Origin of the sequence: Leptolyngbya sp. GB1-A1 (assembly GCF_039962475.1) — a bacterium.
Taxonomy (GTDB): domain Bacteria; phylum Cyanobacteriota; class Cyanobacteriia; order Elainellales; family Elainellaceae; genus Leptolyngbya_A.
The window spans coordinates 106,427-122,177 of the sequence record NZ_JAMPLI010000007.1; the positions used below are offsets into that span (position 1 = coordinate 106,427).

At 50.5% G+C, this 15,751-nt stretch carries 13 protein-coding genes and 1 pseudogene; 8 read left to right on the forward strand and 6 right to left on the reverse strand.

Going from position 1 to position 15,751, the window contains the following annotated elements:
* The first annotated feature begins 19 nt into the window (after nucleotides 1-19).
* From NDI45_RS09955 to NDI45_RS09965, 3 genes are all read left to right on the forward strand, one after another.
* Entirely contained in the window at nucleotides 20-715 is a 696-nt protein-coding gene (locus NDI45_RS09955; RefSeq protein WP_348247199.1) for an aldehyde oxygenase (deformylating), read from the forward strand.
* An 846-nt stretch (nucleotides 716-1,561) separates the two neighbouring features.
* Nucleotides 1,562-1,993: a hypothetical protein gene (locus NDI45_RS09960; protein WP_348247200.1), complete on the forward strand. Its 432-nt coding sequence runs from the start codon at nucleotides 1,562-1,564 to the stop codon at nucleotides 1,991-1,993.
* 179 nt (nucleotides 1,994-2,172) lie between these two features.
* Complete coding sequence (locus NDI45_RS09965) at nucleotides 2,173-3,930, forward strand: ABC transporter ATP-binding protein/permease (protein ID WP_348247201.1); 1,758 nt, start codon at nucleotides 2,173-2,175, stop codon at nucleotides 3,928-3,930.
* A 24-nt stretch (nucleotides 3,931-3,954) separates the two neighbouring features.
* Here the strand turns inward: NDI45_RS09965 and NDI45_RS09970 are convergent, their stop codons facing one another.
* From NDI45_RS09970 to NDI45_RS09980, 3 genes and pseudogenes are all read right to left on the reverse strand, one after another.
* Nucleotides 3,955-4,494 (reverse strand): hypothetical protein, encoded by a 540-nt coding sequence (locus tag NDI45_RS09970; protein ID WP_348247202.1) that lies wholly within the window; start codon nucleotides 4,492-4,494, stop codon nucleotides 3,955-3,957.
* 233 nt (nucleotides 4,495-4,727) lie between these two features.
* The gene (trxB, locus tag NDI45_RS09975; RefSeq protein WP_190793950.1) at nucleotides 4,728-6,107 is read right to left on the reverse strand and encodes a thioredoxin-disulfide reductase; all 1,380 of its coding nucleotides are present in this window, start codon (nucleotides 6,105-6,107) and stop codon (nucleotides 4,728-4,730) included.
* A 671-nt stretch (nucleotides 6,108-6,778) separates the two neighbouring features.
* Nucleotides 6,779-7,066 (reverse strand): annotated as a pseudogene (locus NDI45_RS09980) (hypothetical protein); the annotation flags it as partial.
* Nucleotides 7,067-7,141: 75 nt separating this feature from the next.
* On the opposite strand from NDI45_RS09980, the gene NDI45_RS09985 reads away from it, so the two are divergent.
* From NDI45_RS09985 to NDI45_RS10000, 4 genes are all read left to right on the forward strand, one after another.
* Complete coding sequence (locus tag NDI45_RS09985) at nucleotides 7,142-8,899, forward strand: glycosyltransferase family 39 protein (RefSeq protein ID WP_348247203.1); 1,758 nt, start codon at nucleotides 7,142-7,144, stop codon at nucleotides 8,897-8,899.
* Nucleotides 8,900-9,073: 174 nt separating this feature from the next.
* Nucleotides 9,074-9,466 (forward strand): DUF4346 domain-containing protein, encoded by a 393-nt coding sequence (locus NDI45_RS09990; protein WP_348247204.1) that lies wholly within the window; start codon nucleotides 9,074-9,076, stop codon nucleotides 9,464-9,466.
* A 236-nt stretch (nucleotides 9,467-9,702) separates the two neighbouring features.
* The gene (locus NDI45_RS09995; protein ID WP_348247205.1) at nucleotides 9,703-10,173 is read left to right on the forward strand and encodes a 2TM domain-containing protein; all 471 of its coding nucleotides are present in this window, start codon (nucleotides 9,703-9,705) and stop codon (nucleotides 10,171-10,173) included.
* 30 nt (nucleotides 10,174-10,203) lie between these two features.
* On the forward strand, nucleotides 10,204-10,515 hold the full coding sequence (locus NDI45_RS10000) for a (2Fe-2S) ferredoxin domain-containing protein (protein ID WP_348247206.1): 312 nt from the start codon (nucleotides 10,204-10,206) through the stop codon (nucleotides 10,513-10,515).
* A 2-nt stretch (nucleotides 10,516-10,517) separates the two neighbouring features.
* On the opposite strand, the gene NDI45_RS10005 is transcribed toward NDI45_RS10000, so the two are convergent.
* Together NDI45_RS10005 and NDI45_RS10010 are read right to left on the reverse strand one after the other, a co-directional pair.
* Nucleotides 10,518-11,843 (reverse strand): HetZ-related protein, encoded by a 1,326-nt coding sequence (locus NDI45_RS10005; RefSeq protein ID WP_348247207.1) that lies wholly within the window; start codon nucleotides 11,841-11,843, stop codon nucleotides 10,518-10,520.
* A 546-nt stretch (nucleotides 11,844-12,389) separates the two neighbouring features.
* A complete protein-coding gene (locus NDI45_RS10010; protein ID WP_348247208.1) occupies nucleotides 12,390-13,049 on the reverse strand; it encodes an L-threonylcarbamoyladenylate synthase in 660 nt (219 codons plus the stop codon).
* Nucleotides 13,050-13,093: 44 nt separating this feature from the next.
* On the opposite strand from NDI45_RS10010, the gene larC reads away from it, so the two are divergent.
* Nucleotides 13,094-14,629 (forward strand): nickel pincer cofactor biosynthesis protein LarC, encoded by a 1,536-nt coding sequence (larC, locus tag NDI45_RS10015; RefSeq protein ID WP_348247209.1) that lies wholly within the window; start codon nucleotides 13,094-13,096, stop codon nucleotides 14,627-14,629.
* A gap of 9 nt (nucleotides 14,630-14,638) precedes the next feature.
* Here larC and NDI45_RS10020 read toward each other — a convergent pair whose 3' ends face one another.
* Nucleotides 14,639-15,097, reverse strand: coding sequence for an ATP-binding protein (locus tag NDI45_RS10020; RefSeq protein ID WP_190793943.1), 459 nt, complete (start codon nucleotides 15,095-15,097; stop codon nucleotides 14,639-14,641).
* Nucleotides 15,098-15,751 lie beyond the last annotated feature (654 nt).

The window sequence follows — 15,751 nt, forward strand, 5'->3', positions numbered from 1 at the left end:
CCGAGGAGACGACGAACCCATGCAGCAGCTTGACTACTCCCCTGAGCTTGACTTTGAGAGTGAGTCTTATAAAGACGCGTATAGCCGCATCAATGCGATCGTCATTGAGGGTGAGCAAGAGGCATTTGACAATTACCAGAGGCTCGCCGAGCTGCTTCCAGAGTCCAAAGAGCGGCTGGTTGGTTTGGCGAAAATGGAAAGCCGTCACATGAAAGGGTTTCAGGCTTGTGGACGCAATCTACAAGTTACTCCTGACATGAAGTTTGCTCAAGAATTTTTCGCAGGTTTGCACAGCAACTTCCAGAAGGCAGCCGCTGAAGGCAAGATTGTTACCTGTTTGCTGATTCAATCTCTCATCATTGAGTGCTTTGCCATTTCTGCCTACAACATCTATATTCCGGTCGCAGATGATTTTGCCCGCAAGATCACCGAAGGTGTGGTCAAGGATGAATATACCCACCTGAACTTTGGCGAAGAGTGGCTGAAAGCAAACTTTGAAACTTCAAAAGCAGAACTCCAGGAAGCCAATCGTGAAAATCTGCCGATTGTCTGGCGAATGCTCAATCAGGTCGAAAATGATGCTCACGAACTGGGCATGGAAAAAGAGGCACTGGTAGAAGATTTCATGATTAGCTACGGAGAGGCACTAAGCAATATCGGTTTTACGACTGGCGAAATTATGCGGATGTCCGCTTATGGCTTGACTGCTGCTTAGGAATCTCAATCCCATTATTTGATCGGGGTGGGCATCTAGCTCGCCCTTTTTGTTGGGAATTTGGCTGAAGGTTTTTGCCGAGAATTTGGCTGGGAATTCGATTAGAAATTACATGGACAGACGTGCCGGGAGCAGCGTCAGCAACACGATCGCCAGAAACAGCAGGGCTGAACCCGTTTCCAGCAGGGTAACGCGCTGGATCTTAGTCGTGCAATACCAGTCTTGCTGCCCCAGAATCAGTCCATATTTCAGTAGCGCAACGGTAAAAGCGGCGATCGTAAAAGGAGAAAGGTTAGAAAGGACACGAACAGCATGACATAAACGCCATGCTCGGAAGAGAAAACGGACGATACCAAGCTTGAGGATTGCGCTAAGCAGGACTGCTTGTGGAATTTGCCTGTGGCATTGTACCCGCTCAAGTTCACTTTTTTTAGCTTGACGTATTCCCGCTAAAACGCCTACAGCTTTCCTAAAAGCATTAATAAAAGTGCAAAGTTTGTATTCCTCTGCAAGATGTGTCGTGTGTAAATCGGTAAGGATATAAAGGCTTATAGCAAGAGAAAAAGATTGTCCTTTTCAGCGCTCCTGCTTTTGTTCTGTTAATTGTGGAATTACTGTTCCTAAAGTAATAGGGAAGTAAGAGGTTGTCTGACGAGTGTTTGGTTTCCTGTGTTGCCCCCATTACCCCCTCAAGGAGTCAACCTAGGCAAGCTTTGAATCCCAAAAAGTTCAACCAAGGAAATCTTCCCCAATCTCTGTAATCCGACAGAACGATCGCCTGATCAGGTTGTTTAGGATCGTTCGCACGATGACAATCACTCGATACATTATTCAGGAGAACGGACTATGCCTGAAATGCAAAAACAGGGAAAACCTACGGACGCGAAGCAGGACGAATTCGATCAGGATCTGCATCCCCACAGCATGGCAGGACAGAATCAGGGATTGCGGGTGACTGGGAGCCAGAGTGGTGAATTTCCCACCGCATACGACATCAAGGATTTGCACAACGTGCTGACTAGCTTCACTGACGAAGAGCTAAAGCAAATTTCAGTCGTTCCTCATGGAATGCGCTTAGAGCAAGGTGCAACCTATGTGGATCTGCTCGACCCCGATCGCGAAGAGTTCACAGCAATGGGTCATATGGAGGCGATCGAAGGAAGCTGGTACTGTCCTAAAAATGAGGTGCATTACGAGCTGTGGAACCGCCTGACTCACGTGCAAAATTCGCAGCAGACCGGAACGGGAGTTGATCAGCCGTCGATCGGTTCGGTTTAAGCGCCTGTTCGACCCGCATCCAGGGTGCTACACAATCGCTCTGCGGGCAGTATTCTGGGGGAGCTATTCCGGGTGAAATGGTTAAGGTAGAAAACTCGCTTTCAACTCATTCATAAGCTGGGTTTCTGCCTGACCAATTTGTTCTCCCCGGATTGCCCGATTGCGAGGAAACCAAGCCGATGGATCGATTCAATTTCAGCGTCTTTCAGCAGTTCTGGACGATCGCCAAGTCCTATTGGTCAAGCGATGAGAAATGGCAGGCGCGGGGATTGCTGCTGGGCGTGGTGCTGTTTTTGCTGGCTTACACCGGGCTGAGTGTTTTGCTCAACAACAAGCGGGGGGTACTCATTTCTGCCCTTTCTGCCCAGGATGAGCCGCGATTCTGGCAAACGGTGATTATTTTTATTGGTGTACTGGTAGTTTATGCGCCTTTGCTGGCAGGGTACACCTATCTGCGTGATCGCCTCAGTTTACAGTGGCGACGGTGGCTGACCCATCGGTTTGTCGATCGCTATTTTGCCAATCGCGCCTATTACAATCTGCAGGTTTTTGGCACAGAAATAGACAACCCCGATCAGCGCATTGCGGAAGACGTGCGGAGCTTTACGCAGGAATCGCTTACCTTTTTGCTGGTGCTGGTGGAATCTGTTTTGTCAGTGATTGCCTTTAGCAGTGTGCTGTGGGGCATTTCCAAGCCGCTGGTGTTTTTTCTGGTGCTGTATGCCCTCGTGGGGACAGTCGTAACCACTGGGGTGTTTGGCAAACCGCTGGTGCGGTTAAATTTTGAGCAGCTTAAGAAAGAAGCCAATTTCCGCTTTAGCCTGGTGCGAATTCGAGAAAATGCCGAGTCGATCGCCTTTTATCGGGGAGAAGAGCGGGAATCCGATCAGGTGAGCGATCGGTTTCAGGCTGTGTTCGACAACGTGAAGCGGCTGCTGGTGTGGGAACTGAACCTGAATATTCTCACCAATGCCTACGAGTTCATTCCATTTATTCTGCCTGCCCTGGTTGTTGCGCCTGCAATTTTTGCGGGAGAAATGGAAGTCGGTAAAGTTTCTGAGGCACAGGGCGCATTTGTTCGCGTCTTTTTCTCGCTCAATGTGGTGGTTGCCCGCTTCCAAGCATTGACCACCTTTGGAGCCGGAATCAATCGTCTCTATACGTTTGCTGCCTTTTTAGAGCAGATTGAAGCCCAAGCAGACGACAGAACCGACCAAAAGCCCAAGATTCAGACCGTCACAGCCGATCGCCTCGCCGTTCAACACCTCACCCTGCAAACGCCCAACTATCAGCGAACACTGATTGAAGATCTGACAATCGAACTGCCCAGCGGGTCAGGATTGCTGGTCATGGGTCCAAGCGGCTGCGGCAAAAGTTCATTGCTGAGGGCGATCGCGGGACTATGGAATTCGGGTAAGGGAACGATCGTATGTCCTGAACCGAAGGAAATTTTGTTTTTACCACAGCGTCCCTATATGGTGTTGGGAACGTTGCGCGACCAGTTGCTTTACCCCAACACCGAGCTTGAGCTAGATGACGATCGCCTGAAGCAAGTTTTAGAACAAGTCAACCTGGGTGGACTGGAGGAGCGATTTGACGGCTTTGATACTGAGCAAGATTGGGGAGATGTCCTCTCGCTGGGCGAACAGCAACGACTCACCTTTGCCCGCCTGCTGTTAAATAAACCGAGGTACGTCATTCTCGATGAAGCAACCAGTGCCCTTGACCTGGAAAACGAGGAACGACTGTATCAACACCTGAAAGCGTTACAGGGTAACTCTGCTAACGAGACGGGCACAACGTTTCTCAGCGTTGGACATCGAGCAACCCTGGCGAACTATCATCAGTCGGTTTTGCAGTTGGCGATCGATCAAACCTGGAAGATTAAGCCATCGCCCGAATTTGAGAAGCAGCCAGAACTCTCAGAACTGGCATAGTTTCTCTGGCATCGTTTCTAAGGCTCATTCCTTTGAGACCACCCAAACCAGAACTGCACTATCGACCGCATCGGTAAATTGACGAATAGTGGTGTACTGGTTAATTACGATCGTCGCTTTTCCGGTTGTGCCGATCGTGCCCAGCTGCTGAATTGCGGCTTCCTGGTTTTCAAAGCAGAACCAGACTTTGCGATCGTCATTCAAAAATCGGGGCAGTTGGGTAGCTGAGGCAGCGTCTCCATCAAAGCAAACAGACTGAACATCAGGGGATTGCGGATGGGGTCTATAAGTGCCCGTCAGCAGGACCTCACCCTGAAAGGCAACGGTTCCAACCATCGAGCCATCAAAGGCTTTTTGCACATCAACCTGCCTGACTTCCAATCCTTGAATTCGATCGCCTACTTGCAGCGTTGTAGGGTCAAACTGATTGGAGCGGGTGGGAGTTGGCAAAGCAATCGAGGCACTCGGCGGGGTTTCCACTTGCTTTGGAAGCTGCTGATCCGCACAGCCCCATCCGGCGATCGTCAGAGTAGAACAGAGCGCAATCAATTTGTAAGATTTCATAACCGCGAACAAAGACACAGCGAGGGTTCAAATCGATCGACACTCAGAGATATTGAAAAGTTGCTGAGTCTAAACTGCTGATTCTAAATGCTGTAAAAAAACGGGTAGAAAGTCGATCACCTTCAGCTTATTTACTTCTGCCAACGATCCCGATTGCGGGAAGCGACATGAGTAAACTGGCTGTTAGGGACAAACTTCTACCCGATGTGGGATTGAGAATTGAAACTTAGAAACTAAGCCACCGGAACCGCTGAGTATTTATAAATGGTTTCGCGATACTGGCTCTTGGGCTTCACGCCTTTTAGCTCAGCTACCAGTGCCTTATCCCGGAAAAATTGCACCGTGGGCGTACCAACGACTCCGGCAGACTCTGCGATATCGGGGTCTTGCTCAATGTCAATCTCGACATAGTGAATCTGACCTTCGAACTCATCCACAATCTTGCTGAGAATTGGCTTCAGCGTGTGGCAGGGTCCGCAGGTGGGCGAAGCGTACTTCACCATGATCAGACGATCGCTTTCGTGATAGAGCTTCCGCAGGGCGTAGCCCCCTTCATGGTGCGTCCGGGCAACGTCAAATTCAACCGCTTCTTCAGCCTCTGTTTTGTGATGCGGTGCTTCGACTGCTTTTTCTTCTTCTTCAGGCTGGTGGAACTCCTGCGCCAGTCCGTTTACTGAGAGCCAGCGTTCTGCCAGCATTGCTGCCTGACAGCCTGAACCCGCAGCGGTAATCGCCTGCCGATATTCGTGATCCTGCACGTCGCCGCACGCATACACGCCTTCGATATTGGTTTCAACATCGTTGCGCGTCACGATATAGCCGACATCATCCAGCTCAATTTGTCCCCGGAACAGAGAAGTATTGGGCGTGTGACCGATCGCATAAAATAGCCCTTTAACGTGCAGACTATCTTCTTTGCCCGTCTGAGTATTGCGGATCTTGATGCCGTTCATGTGCGTTTCGTCGCCAAAGATATCGATCGCCTCTGTATTGCGGTGAACGGTAATTTTAGGATTGATCAGCACCCGATCCTGCATGGCTTTGCTGGCACGCATCGTTTCGCCGCGAATCAGCAGATGTACGTGGGAGCCATACTTTGTTAGATAAACGGCTTCTTCTGCCGCCGAGTCGCCGCCGCCGATCACTGCCAGTTCCGCCTGACGGAAAATTGGGGTCGCGCCATCGCAAATCGCACAGGCAGAAATTCCCCGGCTCCAGAACTCATGCTCACAGGGTAAACCCAGCCGCTTTGCGGTGGCTCCAGTGGCAATAATGACGCTATGTGCCCGCACTTCTCTTTCTTCTGAGCGAATCACAAACGGACGCTGGCTAAAATCTACTTCGGTGACATCTTCTGTCACCAGCTCTGCGCCCCAGCGAATTGCCTGCGCCTTCATCCGGTCCATAAGCTGCGGACCTGTGATTCCGTCAGGAAAGCCAGGAAAGTTTTCTACTTCCGTCGTGGTCATGAGTTGCCCACCCGGTAGCCCTCCTGCCTGATAGCCTTCGAACACAAAGGGTTTCAGGTTCGCCCGTGCTGCATAAATCGCTGCCGTATATCCTGCCGGACCAGAACCGATAATGACAACGTTTTCTACCGTAGGGTTTGCCATAGCTATTTATATGAACTCATAACGACTACGCTTAGTATAGCTTAATTTTTCGAAATGGGTATAGCAAAAGGAAAAATACGCCAAACGGTTACTTCCCCTCATCCCCCAGCCCCTTCTTACACCAGCGGCGCAGAGGAGACGAATTGGAAGTCCTGCGATCGTTTTAGGAAAGGGATCTAGGGAAAAGGGATCTAGGGGAAGGGTCAGCATTCCTCCCAAGCCCATAGTGCTATGAATGCCCAGAACTCTAATGAATCAAGGAATGAATCAAGGAATGGGTCAAGGAATGGGTCAAGCTGTGCTAGTTATCGCTTTTGAATAAAACCGATCGATCGCCTGATTAGCTCTCAGTTTGCTGTGCGATGAAGCGTGGTTTAACAGCGGATTTTGCAACGAAGGCGTGTCAAAGCAATGTGAAGTAGTTTCCTCTCCAGGGTCGTCAGATTATCGCTTGAAGTTAACTATCGCTGGGGTTTTGGCATCGGGATTCGCAGTGCGTGGGTTAGTTTTGTTCGCTCATTCCAGTTTGTCTGCTGGCTTCACCGCCGCCACGAACTCGTCTTCTTTTCTTTGCGATCGTCCTTCTCTTTCTTATTAAAGTCCCGCTTTCCAGATCGATTAAACGAATCCTCTGGCTTTTCCTTTTCCACTGCCCATTCTTCTTCGCTGATCCAGGTGGAAACCGATCGCAGCACAGGCGGAACCTCAGTGCCTTGGGGAAATTCGAGAATCGTTTCGCTTAAGCCCAGATAGCCCGATTCGCTAAACGACATCAGCATTCGCTGCACTGCAAACCAGACTTCTGCTTCGTATTCCCAGTTTTCGCCATAAGAGCATCTGCCTGCGATCGATTTGAGTGCCCAGAAATAGCTGTTTCGCACAATCGATCCGTTCTTTTTATACTGGGGAAGATCGTCAGTGTGGATCAATAAAACTTCATTTTCAATTTTGGCTCGCACGCGCTCTGCCCCTGGATGTGACATAAAATTAGCTTTCATGGTAACAATTTCAGAATGTCATCAGAGGGATAGCGGTTGAAACGACGTTCGCTTCAAGTTGGGCTGCGGTGTTTATTGATCAGCGTACTGGTGCTGGGAATTGGCTTTCGATTTCTGAATCTCGATCGCAAGATTCTTTGGCACGACGAAGTTTATACCTCTATGCGATCGGCAGGCTATACACGTCATGAAATTGACAGCAGCCTATTTCGCGATCGGTTTATTCCCGCGCCCAATTTGCAGTGGTATCAGCAGCCAAAGCCGGGCAGCACCTTTCCCGATACGATTTATTCTTTAGCAGTCGAAGATCCGCAGCATCCACCGCTCTACTTTGTGCTATCCCGGTTCTGGATGAAGCTTTTCGGCAGTGGAATTGCAGAAACTCGCCTCTTTCCTGCACTGCTGAGCCTGCCCGGAATCATCATGATGTATTGGCTGGCGATCGAGCTATTTGGCTCCCGCTTGGCGGCACTGGTAGCAGCGGCTCTGCTGGCTCTTTCCCCCTATGACATTTTGTTTGCTCAGACGAATCGGCAATACAGCCTGCTAACGACGATCGTGATTGGAAGTAGCTGGCTGCTGCTGCAGGCAATCCGGCTGCCTACCTGGTGGAACTGGGGGCTGTATATGCTGAGCCTGTCACTTGGGCTGTATGCCCATCCATTCTTCGCACTGACGATCGCAGCTCATGGAGTTTATGTGTTGTTGGTGGGTAGACCGGAGCCGAACAAAGACAAACCAGACCTGGCTCAGCGCGAATCCCTCAATTCCGAAGAAAAATCGGCGGCTCCGCGCCGGCGGCTCAAGTTTAATTTCCCGATCAGGAGGCTGGTTTCCGATCGCCCACCGTTTGGCAATTTGCGCCTTTATTTGCAGTTTGGCATCGCCGTCCTGGAAGCTCTGATTCTCTATAGTCCCTGGATTGCGGTGATGTACTTTAATCGTCAGCAGGCATTAGCAACAACAGATTGGGCGCAAGTGCCTACTGATTTTGGTTATTTGATCAAGCTGTGGCTACTTAGTTTTACGTCGCTGTTTGTCGATCTTGACTTTGGCTTTAATAATCCTGTCACCTATCTAGTGCGAATTCCTTTTCTGCTGCTGGTGATTGTGGGAATGGTGCTGCTGTATCGAACCGCTCCGCGCAAGACCTGGCTATTTGTGCTGCTGAACTTCCTGGTTCCCTTTCTGCTGTTGGTGCTGGCAGATGTGCTGTTGGGTGGAAAGCGATCGGCAGTGAGTCGCTATCTGGTTTCGTGCTATCCGGCGATTCAGCTCGCAGTGGCTTATTTATTTGGCGTTGCGCTGTTTAGTAAGCCTGCTTTTTGGCAGAAGGCGATGGGGCGATCGAGCCCGCTTTCTGCTCGTTTGGCGCAAGGGTTGGGAAAGCAATCAATCTGGTTTGGCATTTTAACCGCTGTGTTTACGGCAAGCCTGATCTCTTGCAGTCTGAGCGCGGCAGCACAAACCTGGTGGAGCAAGGATTTGAGCTATTCAAACGCCGAAGTTGCCCAAATTGTGAATCGAGAAGCAGAAACGAGCAATCCAGTTCTGGTTAGCGATATCGGCGACGACTACACCAACACAGGTGATCTGATTTCACTGAGCTTTCGACTGACCGACAAAGTAAGGCTTTACACCGCCAGCGAAACGCCCAATCTCGATCCACTCGCTCCTGAATCCAACGTTATTTTCTTTCGTCCCTCCCAAAAACTGCGATCGGCGATCGAGCAAAAAGGCTGGTCGTTGCAGTCTTTCTATCGAGAAGGTCGGCTCTGGCAGCTCAAGCGGTAAATCCGATCGGTCAACCCGATCAAAGATTCGATTCGGCATTCCCTACTCCGTCAACGAGAATCGATCGCACTACACTAGATCAAGGCTTGCTCATTGTGGTCATTCGATCGAAAGAATTGTTCATTCTTTTCCCTATTCCGCTTCCTGAACTATTTTCTGAACTTTTCCTGAACTATGTATACTGTTCCAACCTCGGCTGAAAATTTAGCAGCACTCGATAATAAACTTTCTAATCGTTACATTGAACTCGACCCAGCAGGATACTTTGTCATTTATGTTGATCGCGAAGCAAGGTTAGTCTGCGCTAAGCACTACACCAATACGATTAACGAGAAAGGTTTAGCCTGCGATCCCGAAACAGGTGAACCCCTGCCTTGCAATGTCAAGGTCGAGCGCACCCCCACAGTTTTGTTTACAGGCAGAACGGCAAAAGAACTCTGCATCAAAATTTTTGAAGAAACGAAACCTGCACCCATTACCTACCTGGATCACGCTGCCTATTTGGGACGTGAGTTTGTCCGAGCAGAAGCCGCGCTGATCAGCGGACAGGACTATATTCAGGACTAAATTCAGGACGAAGAGGCTTTTGGAGAAGTTACGCTGTTGCCCGAACCGCCCCTTGCGAGCCAATTTGGGGAGGAACCCTGCTCTCTTGAAGGTTTTCAAAGTTACCCGGCATTGGGGAATTTGGGGGCAATGTCGAATCTCTGACACTTCTCAAACACCCCATCAACATGTTTCCCTTCTGTCTCGCCCAAAATTGTCTAGCATTAACTCAGAGCTAATTTTCAGGACAAACCGCCATGTCTAGCCCACTCTATAGCCCGGAAGACGCGCAGCAAATTCTGCATCTGGCGATCGTTCGTCAGGTGGAAGCCGGAGACGTGACCCGCGATCAGTTGCTTGAGATTGCGGCAGAGCTGAATATCGCTCCGGGAGAACTGGCGGCAGCAGAGCGGGAATGGATGACCCAGCGCGGAGAGGCGATCGATCGAGTGGCATTCGATCGGCATCGGCAGCAGCAGTTTCGGCATCGACTGGGGCGGTTCTTGATTGTGAGTTCGTTTCTGGTTGCGCTCAATGCTCTAACCGGAGGCGCGGTGGGCTGGTTGCTCTACATTCTGTTTCCCTGGGCCTTAGCAGTTACGCTGGATGGATGGAAAACTTTTCAGCTTCAGGGGGAATCCTACGAAGGCGCGTTCAAACGGTGGCAGCAAAAACGCAGGCTTAAAACTTCTGTCACTCGCTTGCTCGATCGCTGGTTAAGCGTGTAACTCCAGGAAAACTCTCGTCTCCATTCTCTAGTGCAGCATTCTTCTCTGCCTGCTAAACGCCGCTGTGTGCTGATTTGTCAGCATCGTTCCTGTACGCGTCAGGGTTCTGCCGAGGTGCTGGCTGCGTTTCAAGCCACGGTTCCCGCAGGGGTCATGGCAACAGCAAGCGGCTGCATGGGGCAGTGTGCCTCTGGTCCTACAGTGCGAATCATGCCCGACGGCGAGTGGTACTGCCGCATTCAGCGATCGGACGTAGAAACCATTGTAAAGGAACACCTGGAAGGCGATCGCCCCGTCAGAAATTTGCTTCACCCCCGCTTTCACCCGCTAGAGGAAGCATAAGCCTAGCTGGTTGTGCTGTTGCGTGTTTGCCAAGCTAGCTCGAGCAGGGCAACCCACCGCTTCTGAACTTGTTTCAGCGTACAGCGTAGGGCTTTAGCAATTTCCTGATCGCTGTGCTTCTGGGTTTTAAGCCGCAAAAGCTGGTGCTGGTCTGGGGTCAACTGCTGAAGAAATGCTTCCCACTGCTGGAGCGGCATTCCGAGATTTTGATCAAGGTCTGCGCCGAGCCACTGATGCACCAACTGCCAGCGATGCGATCGAGCAAACTTCTCGACATGATATTTAAATCGCTGTTGCAGATAGTCGCGCTGCCGGGGCGAAAGATTGAGAATCTCATCGATTTCCGGGGCGGAGAGATCCTGAAGCTTAAGGGTGAGATAGTCGACACAGTCGGGCTGTCCCTGCGCTTCGAGGTAGCTGATCAACTCGGTGATGACTCGATCGCGCAACACAAAATCGGTTGGATCAGTCGTTTCCGCCGTCATTTGTTCCCGCACCTGCTGCACCAGAGGCGATCGGCTGTGCTGTTCAGCTTCTTCGCTTTTTGCGCTCTCAATCGCCATTTCTAAGTCGATCGCGGTTTCGGGAGGCTGACGGTGAGCAAATCCCTGAGCGCGGAGAACAATGAGCTGCTGGGTGCGCCGTCCGGGAAGAGCAATTCTGCGCTTGGCATAGTGTTCGGTAAATGCCATATATTCTGCTAGTTCCAGTCGTGTGCGCGGTGAGTAATCCTCTGGCAGGGTGTTCTCGCGCCGAAACGCCTTGAGCACTTCGATGTAAAATCCCTGCAAAAAGTCTTCAATCAGCCCATAGCGGGCACTAAAGCCCATCTGGGTTTGGGTTGCCACAATGTGACGGTAAACCATCGTGCTGAGATGGCTATGCAGTTCGACCCGACCTCGCTTTGAGCCTAGCTTGTAGTAGCTCAGGCACTTTTTCAGCCGATGCTGTGCCAGCGTCATTAGCCAGGTTTGCTGCTGCCCAGAACTGCGGATGCGATCGCTTTTGTCGCAGATACGTTCTACTTCGGTGAGGATGCGATCGATCAGGATACGGATCGAGGGAAGGTGAGATATTGCTTCAGTTTCAAGCTCACTCAGTAATTTCGCTGTCAATTCTTCCCGAAGCTGCAAGTCTGCCGCTGAATATTCAGAAGTAGGGTTGACTGGGGCAGCATTGACCCCGACAGGAGAATGAGGAGTGGAGGAATTGGTCTGGATGGGGGCATCCGGTAGATCACCGACAGATGAAAAGGGGTTGGGAATCACGCAAGGAAACTCACTCGCCACAGAAAGGAAACAGGAGGAATTCACAGGTTCAGAGTTCATAAATGAATTGCAGGGTGATGCACAACGACAACAGCGCAGAACGGGAGTTCCAGAATTTTGAGCTTCACGACTCAGGTTCTTAGAACTCAAAACCGTCTGAGATGTTTCTGCCCGATTGCCGATGTCTACATCTAAAGTTTGGGAAACTCCGGCTCTTGCCCGTTTTTAGCAGCCACTTTTTTTTGTGGTTTCCGGATGGGAACAAATTCGATTGATATGCCGCAGGCTTGAGCAACCCAAAATGTTGGATTCACCCTAGGCGCAAACAAGGCTGGAGTGCTGCTCCTGCTGATTTTTACCTGCCGATCGCCCTGTGAGGCTATAACCTGGGAGATCTGTCCTTTCGCTCCACCTTAGGAGGACAATTCTGCAACTGGATCGCTTGCAGCAATCAGGAAATTTTTCACAAATTTTTGTCGTTGTTGGTCAACTGCCTTTCCGCGATTGTCCAGATAAATCATCCAGATGAATTGTCCAGATAAAGGGATAAGTGCTGCGAATCTAGCTTCTGTTTCGCTCCCCTCGCGAGTCAATTCCAGTACCCCCTCAGCGTGCTTCCTGCGATGAGAGAGTGACTTTCAGATCTGAAACCGCTTCCCAGCCCAATCCTTTGCGAAGGACGATCGGTTCTGCCTGGGTCAGGTCGAGGATGGTAGACACTTGAGTACGAATCGGAGACTGATCATCAATAATGATGTCAACCCGCTGATCAAGCTGATCAAACAGTTCAGCCGAATCAATGAACTGATCTTCCGCATGAACCACCGTCGGTGCAGACGTAGAGATGATCGGATTTCCCAAACTCTGCAAAAGTGCCTGACAAATCGCATGATTAGGAACCCGAATTCCGGTCGTTTTGCGCTTCGGATCTTGCACCAGTCGCGGCACAAGCTTGGTTGCCGGAAGCAAAAACGTATAGGGCCCAGGGATCAGGTGACGAATTAGCCGATAGGAAGCATCACTCACGATCGCATACTGAGCAATATTTGACAGCGAAGGACACAAGAAGGTCAGCGGCTTATCGTTTGAGAGCTGCTTCAGTTTTCGGACGCGCTCGATCGCCGATTTTGCATTGAGGTCACAGCCGATCGCATACACTGTATCAGTGGGATATAGGACGACTGCCCCATCGCGCAGCGCATCGCGAATTTTTTCAATCCGTCGCATCTGGGGTGTTTCTGAATGCAATTTATAAACGATCGCCATCGGAACTCCTGATTCTCCTCACACTGCTTGCTTCATTTTGCCTTATGACGAAACTAGCTTATCTGGATTGCCCCACGGGTCTGTCTGGGGATATGTGCCTGGGTGCACTGGTTGATGCCGGCGTTCCCCTGACTTATCTGATTGAGACGTTAGAAAAGTTGGGCATCTCGGACGAATACAAACTCTGGGCAGATCGGGTACAGCGCAACGGACAGCAGGCAACCAAGGTTTTTGTCGAACTGGTTTCAAACTCCGATCGAACACATAGAGATCATGCCGGGCAGGCAGCAGCCCCTTCAGCGCATCAACCCGAAGCACACCTTCATAGAGACGATCGCGATCCTCCTCGTCGCTCCACTCACGCCGAAGATCACCGTCATTCCGATCATCCCGCTCCTCACAATCATCCCCTGCATCATCATGCCGAGCGAAACTTACCCGAAATCGAAGCGTTGATTCGATCGGCTCAGTTGGCCCCCCGCACCGAAGCCTGGAGCCTGGCAGTCTTTCGTCGGCTAGCTGAAGCAGAAGCAGCAGTGCATGGCATTCCGCCAGAGTCAGTTCACTTTCACGAAGTGGGCGCAACGGATGCGATCGTTGATATTGTGGGAACCTGTGCCGGGCTGGACTGGCTGGGGGTCGATCAAATTTACTGTTCTGCTTTACCGATCGGTGGAGGAACAGTTCGCGCAGCCCACGGTCGTCTACCCGTTCCGGCTCCGGCAGTTCTGAAGCTGTGGGAAATGCGTCAGGTTCCTATCTACAGCAACGGGATCGATCGCGAACTCGTAACGCCCACAGGTGCAGCTCTAGTGACAACGCTGGCAGATCAATTTGGTGCACCGCCACCGATGACGCTTCAAAAAGTAGGGCTGGGCGCGGGATCAATTCATCTACCGCTCCCCAACATTCTGCGGCTGTGGATTGGTACTGCTGAAGCTGGGCCAGCCAAGAAACTGCATCAAGCCAATTCCCCTTCAAAGCAAACTGTTCTTCATTGCAACGCAGCCCCGCTTGCAACAAGCCATCTGCTTCCTTCAGAGAAAAAACCGCTTCAGAGGATTCATTCTGCCCATCACTCATCTGAAGCTGCGGGGATCAAGGAAACGGTCGGTCAGCAGGAAACTGTCACGGTGTTAGAAACGCAAATTGATGATCTCAATCCCCAGGCGATTGGCTACGTAATGGATGCGCTGCTTCGGGCAGGGGCACTGGATGTCTTTACCCAGCCCATCGGTATGAAGAAATCGCGGCCGGGGCTATTGTTAACGGTAATTTGTCGTCCAGAGCAGATCGAAATCTGTGAAGCGATTATGTTTCGGGAAACAACTACCCTGGGCATCCGGCGATCCCAGCAGGCAAGAACCGTGCTCTACCGGGAAATTGAAACGGTGCAAACGGTTTACGGAGCAATTCGCGTCAAGGTTGCGCGGCAATCAAAATTGGGTGCAGTGGTGAATGTGCAGCCAGAGTATGAAGATTGTGCTGAAATTGCCCGAAAAACTCAACAACCCTGGCGTGAAGCTCATCGAGTTGCGATCGCAGCGTGGTATCATCAATTCCGTGAATCTAACCAATAAACTGAAAAACTATAAGCTACAGAGGGAGAGCAGCCGGGAGCGGCTCTTTACCTGCTTACAAAGCCGTAACTCTGTGCCGGACTGGTTCCAGTTCACCTGGTCGAAAATCTGGTGAAGAATATACAGCCCACGACCGCACTCATCAAAGTCACTGATGTTGTACTGGTTAAAATCTGAGCTACCGCAACAGCAGTCCGGCACAAAACCTGTTCCCTGATCGGAAATGACCCACCAGTACTGATCTTCTAAAACAAAAAACTCGACCAGAATAATCTTACTGGGATCAAGGTTATTTCCATGTTTCGCAGCATTAACCAAAGCTTCCTGCAAACCCAAACGTAGCTCTGGCTGCCATTTGGGAGGAATATCTGCCAATAGCAGATCCAAAATAGGGCATAAGTGAAGAGTCGAGGCAAAACTGACTGTGCCCCACTTGCGACCGCTTGGACGCGGTGAGATGGAAATCACCGAAGAACCCTCTCAGCTTTCAAGTGGATGACTTGCACCGCTTTTGAGTTCACAAATATCTTGCGACTCAAAAACCTATCAGACTCAGCCATTGCATATCCTAAAAGAATCATTGAAGACACACAACAGCACTTGAGATTTGACTTGATACTTAGCTATCCAACCGCGTATGACGGCATAGACACTTCCATCGGACTAAGTTCATCCTAGCATAGCCCTACCACCTTTATAGAACCCTCTCAGTATCCGACTGCGACGGATAGATAAACCGATAGCTTAAGTGAGGCGATCGGGTGAAGCTTGAGGAAAACACAGTTTACTTTACCCTGAAGCTTGCCCTTAATTCGTTGCATTGATCGCCTTATCAGCCTAGGGAGAGGTGGTATACAGAGGTAAATTTGTTTTACTACAGGGGCTTCACATCAGTTTTACTATAGGTGCTTCAGACTCTATCTTTACATAAGGAAAATACGGTACGGAGTTGCAGGCTCAGTTGCAGACAGGGATGTAATGTTTCAATGAACTCTCAGTGAAAGCACTAGCCTTCAGTAAAAAAAGATGGCAAGCTAGTGTTCACCACGAGGGTTTCAACTTAAACCGATATACGAATAGATGCGTTAGCCCCCAGATAGGAAGATTCGATTGTTAGTAAAA

Excerpts from the sequence above, each read along its gene's own strand:
- NDI45_RS10005 (WP_348247207.1), bottom strand. The coding sequence starts at position 11,843 with ATGAACTCTGAACCTGTGAATTCCTCCTGTTTCCTTTCTGTGGCGAGT.
- NDI45_RS10010 (WP_348247208.1), bottom strand. The coding sequence starts at position 13,049 with ATGGCGATCGTTTATAAATTGCATTCAGAAACACCCCAGATGCGACGG.
- NDI45_RS09970 (WP_348247202.1), bottom strand. The coding sequence starts at position 4,494 with ATGAAATCTTACAAATTGATTGCGCTCTGTTCTACTCTGACGATCGCC.
- larC (WP_348247209.1), top strand. The coding sequence starts at position 13,094 with ATGACGAAACTAGCTTATCTGGATTGCCCCACGGGTCTGTCTGGGGAT.
- NDI45_RS09990 (WP_348247204.1), top strand. The coding sequence starts at position 9,074 with ATGTATACTGTTCCAACCTCGGCTGAAAATTTAGCAGCACTCGATAAT.
- NDI45_RS09955 (WP_348247199.1), top strand. The coding sequence starts at position 20 with ATGCAGCAGCTTGACTACTCCCCTGAGCTTGACTTTGAGAGTGAGTCT.
- NDI45_RS09960 (WP_348247200.1), top strand. The coding sequence starts at position 1,562 with ATGCCTGAAATGCAAAAACAGGGAAAACCTACGGACGCGAAGCAGGAC.
- NDI45_RS09995 (WP_348247205.1), top strand. The coding sequence starts at position 9,703 with ATGTCTAGCCCACTCTATAGCCCGGAAGACGCGCAGCAAATTCTGCAT.
- NDI45_RS09965 (WP_348247201.1), top strand. The coding sequence starts at position 2,173 with ATGGATCGATTCAATTTCAGCGTCTTTCAGCAGTTCTGGACGATCGCC.
- trxB (WP_190793950.1), bottom strand. The coding sequence starts at position 6,107 with ATGGCAAACCCTACGGTAGAAAACGTTGTCATTATCGGTTCTGGTCCG.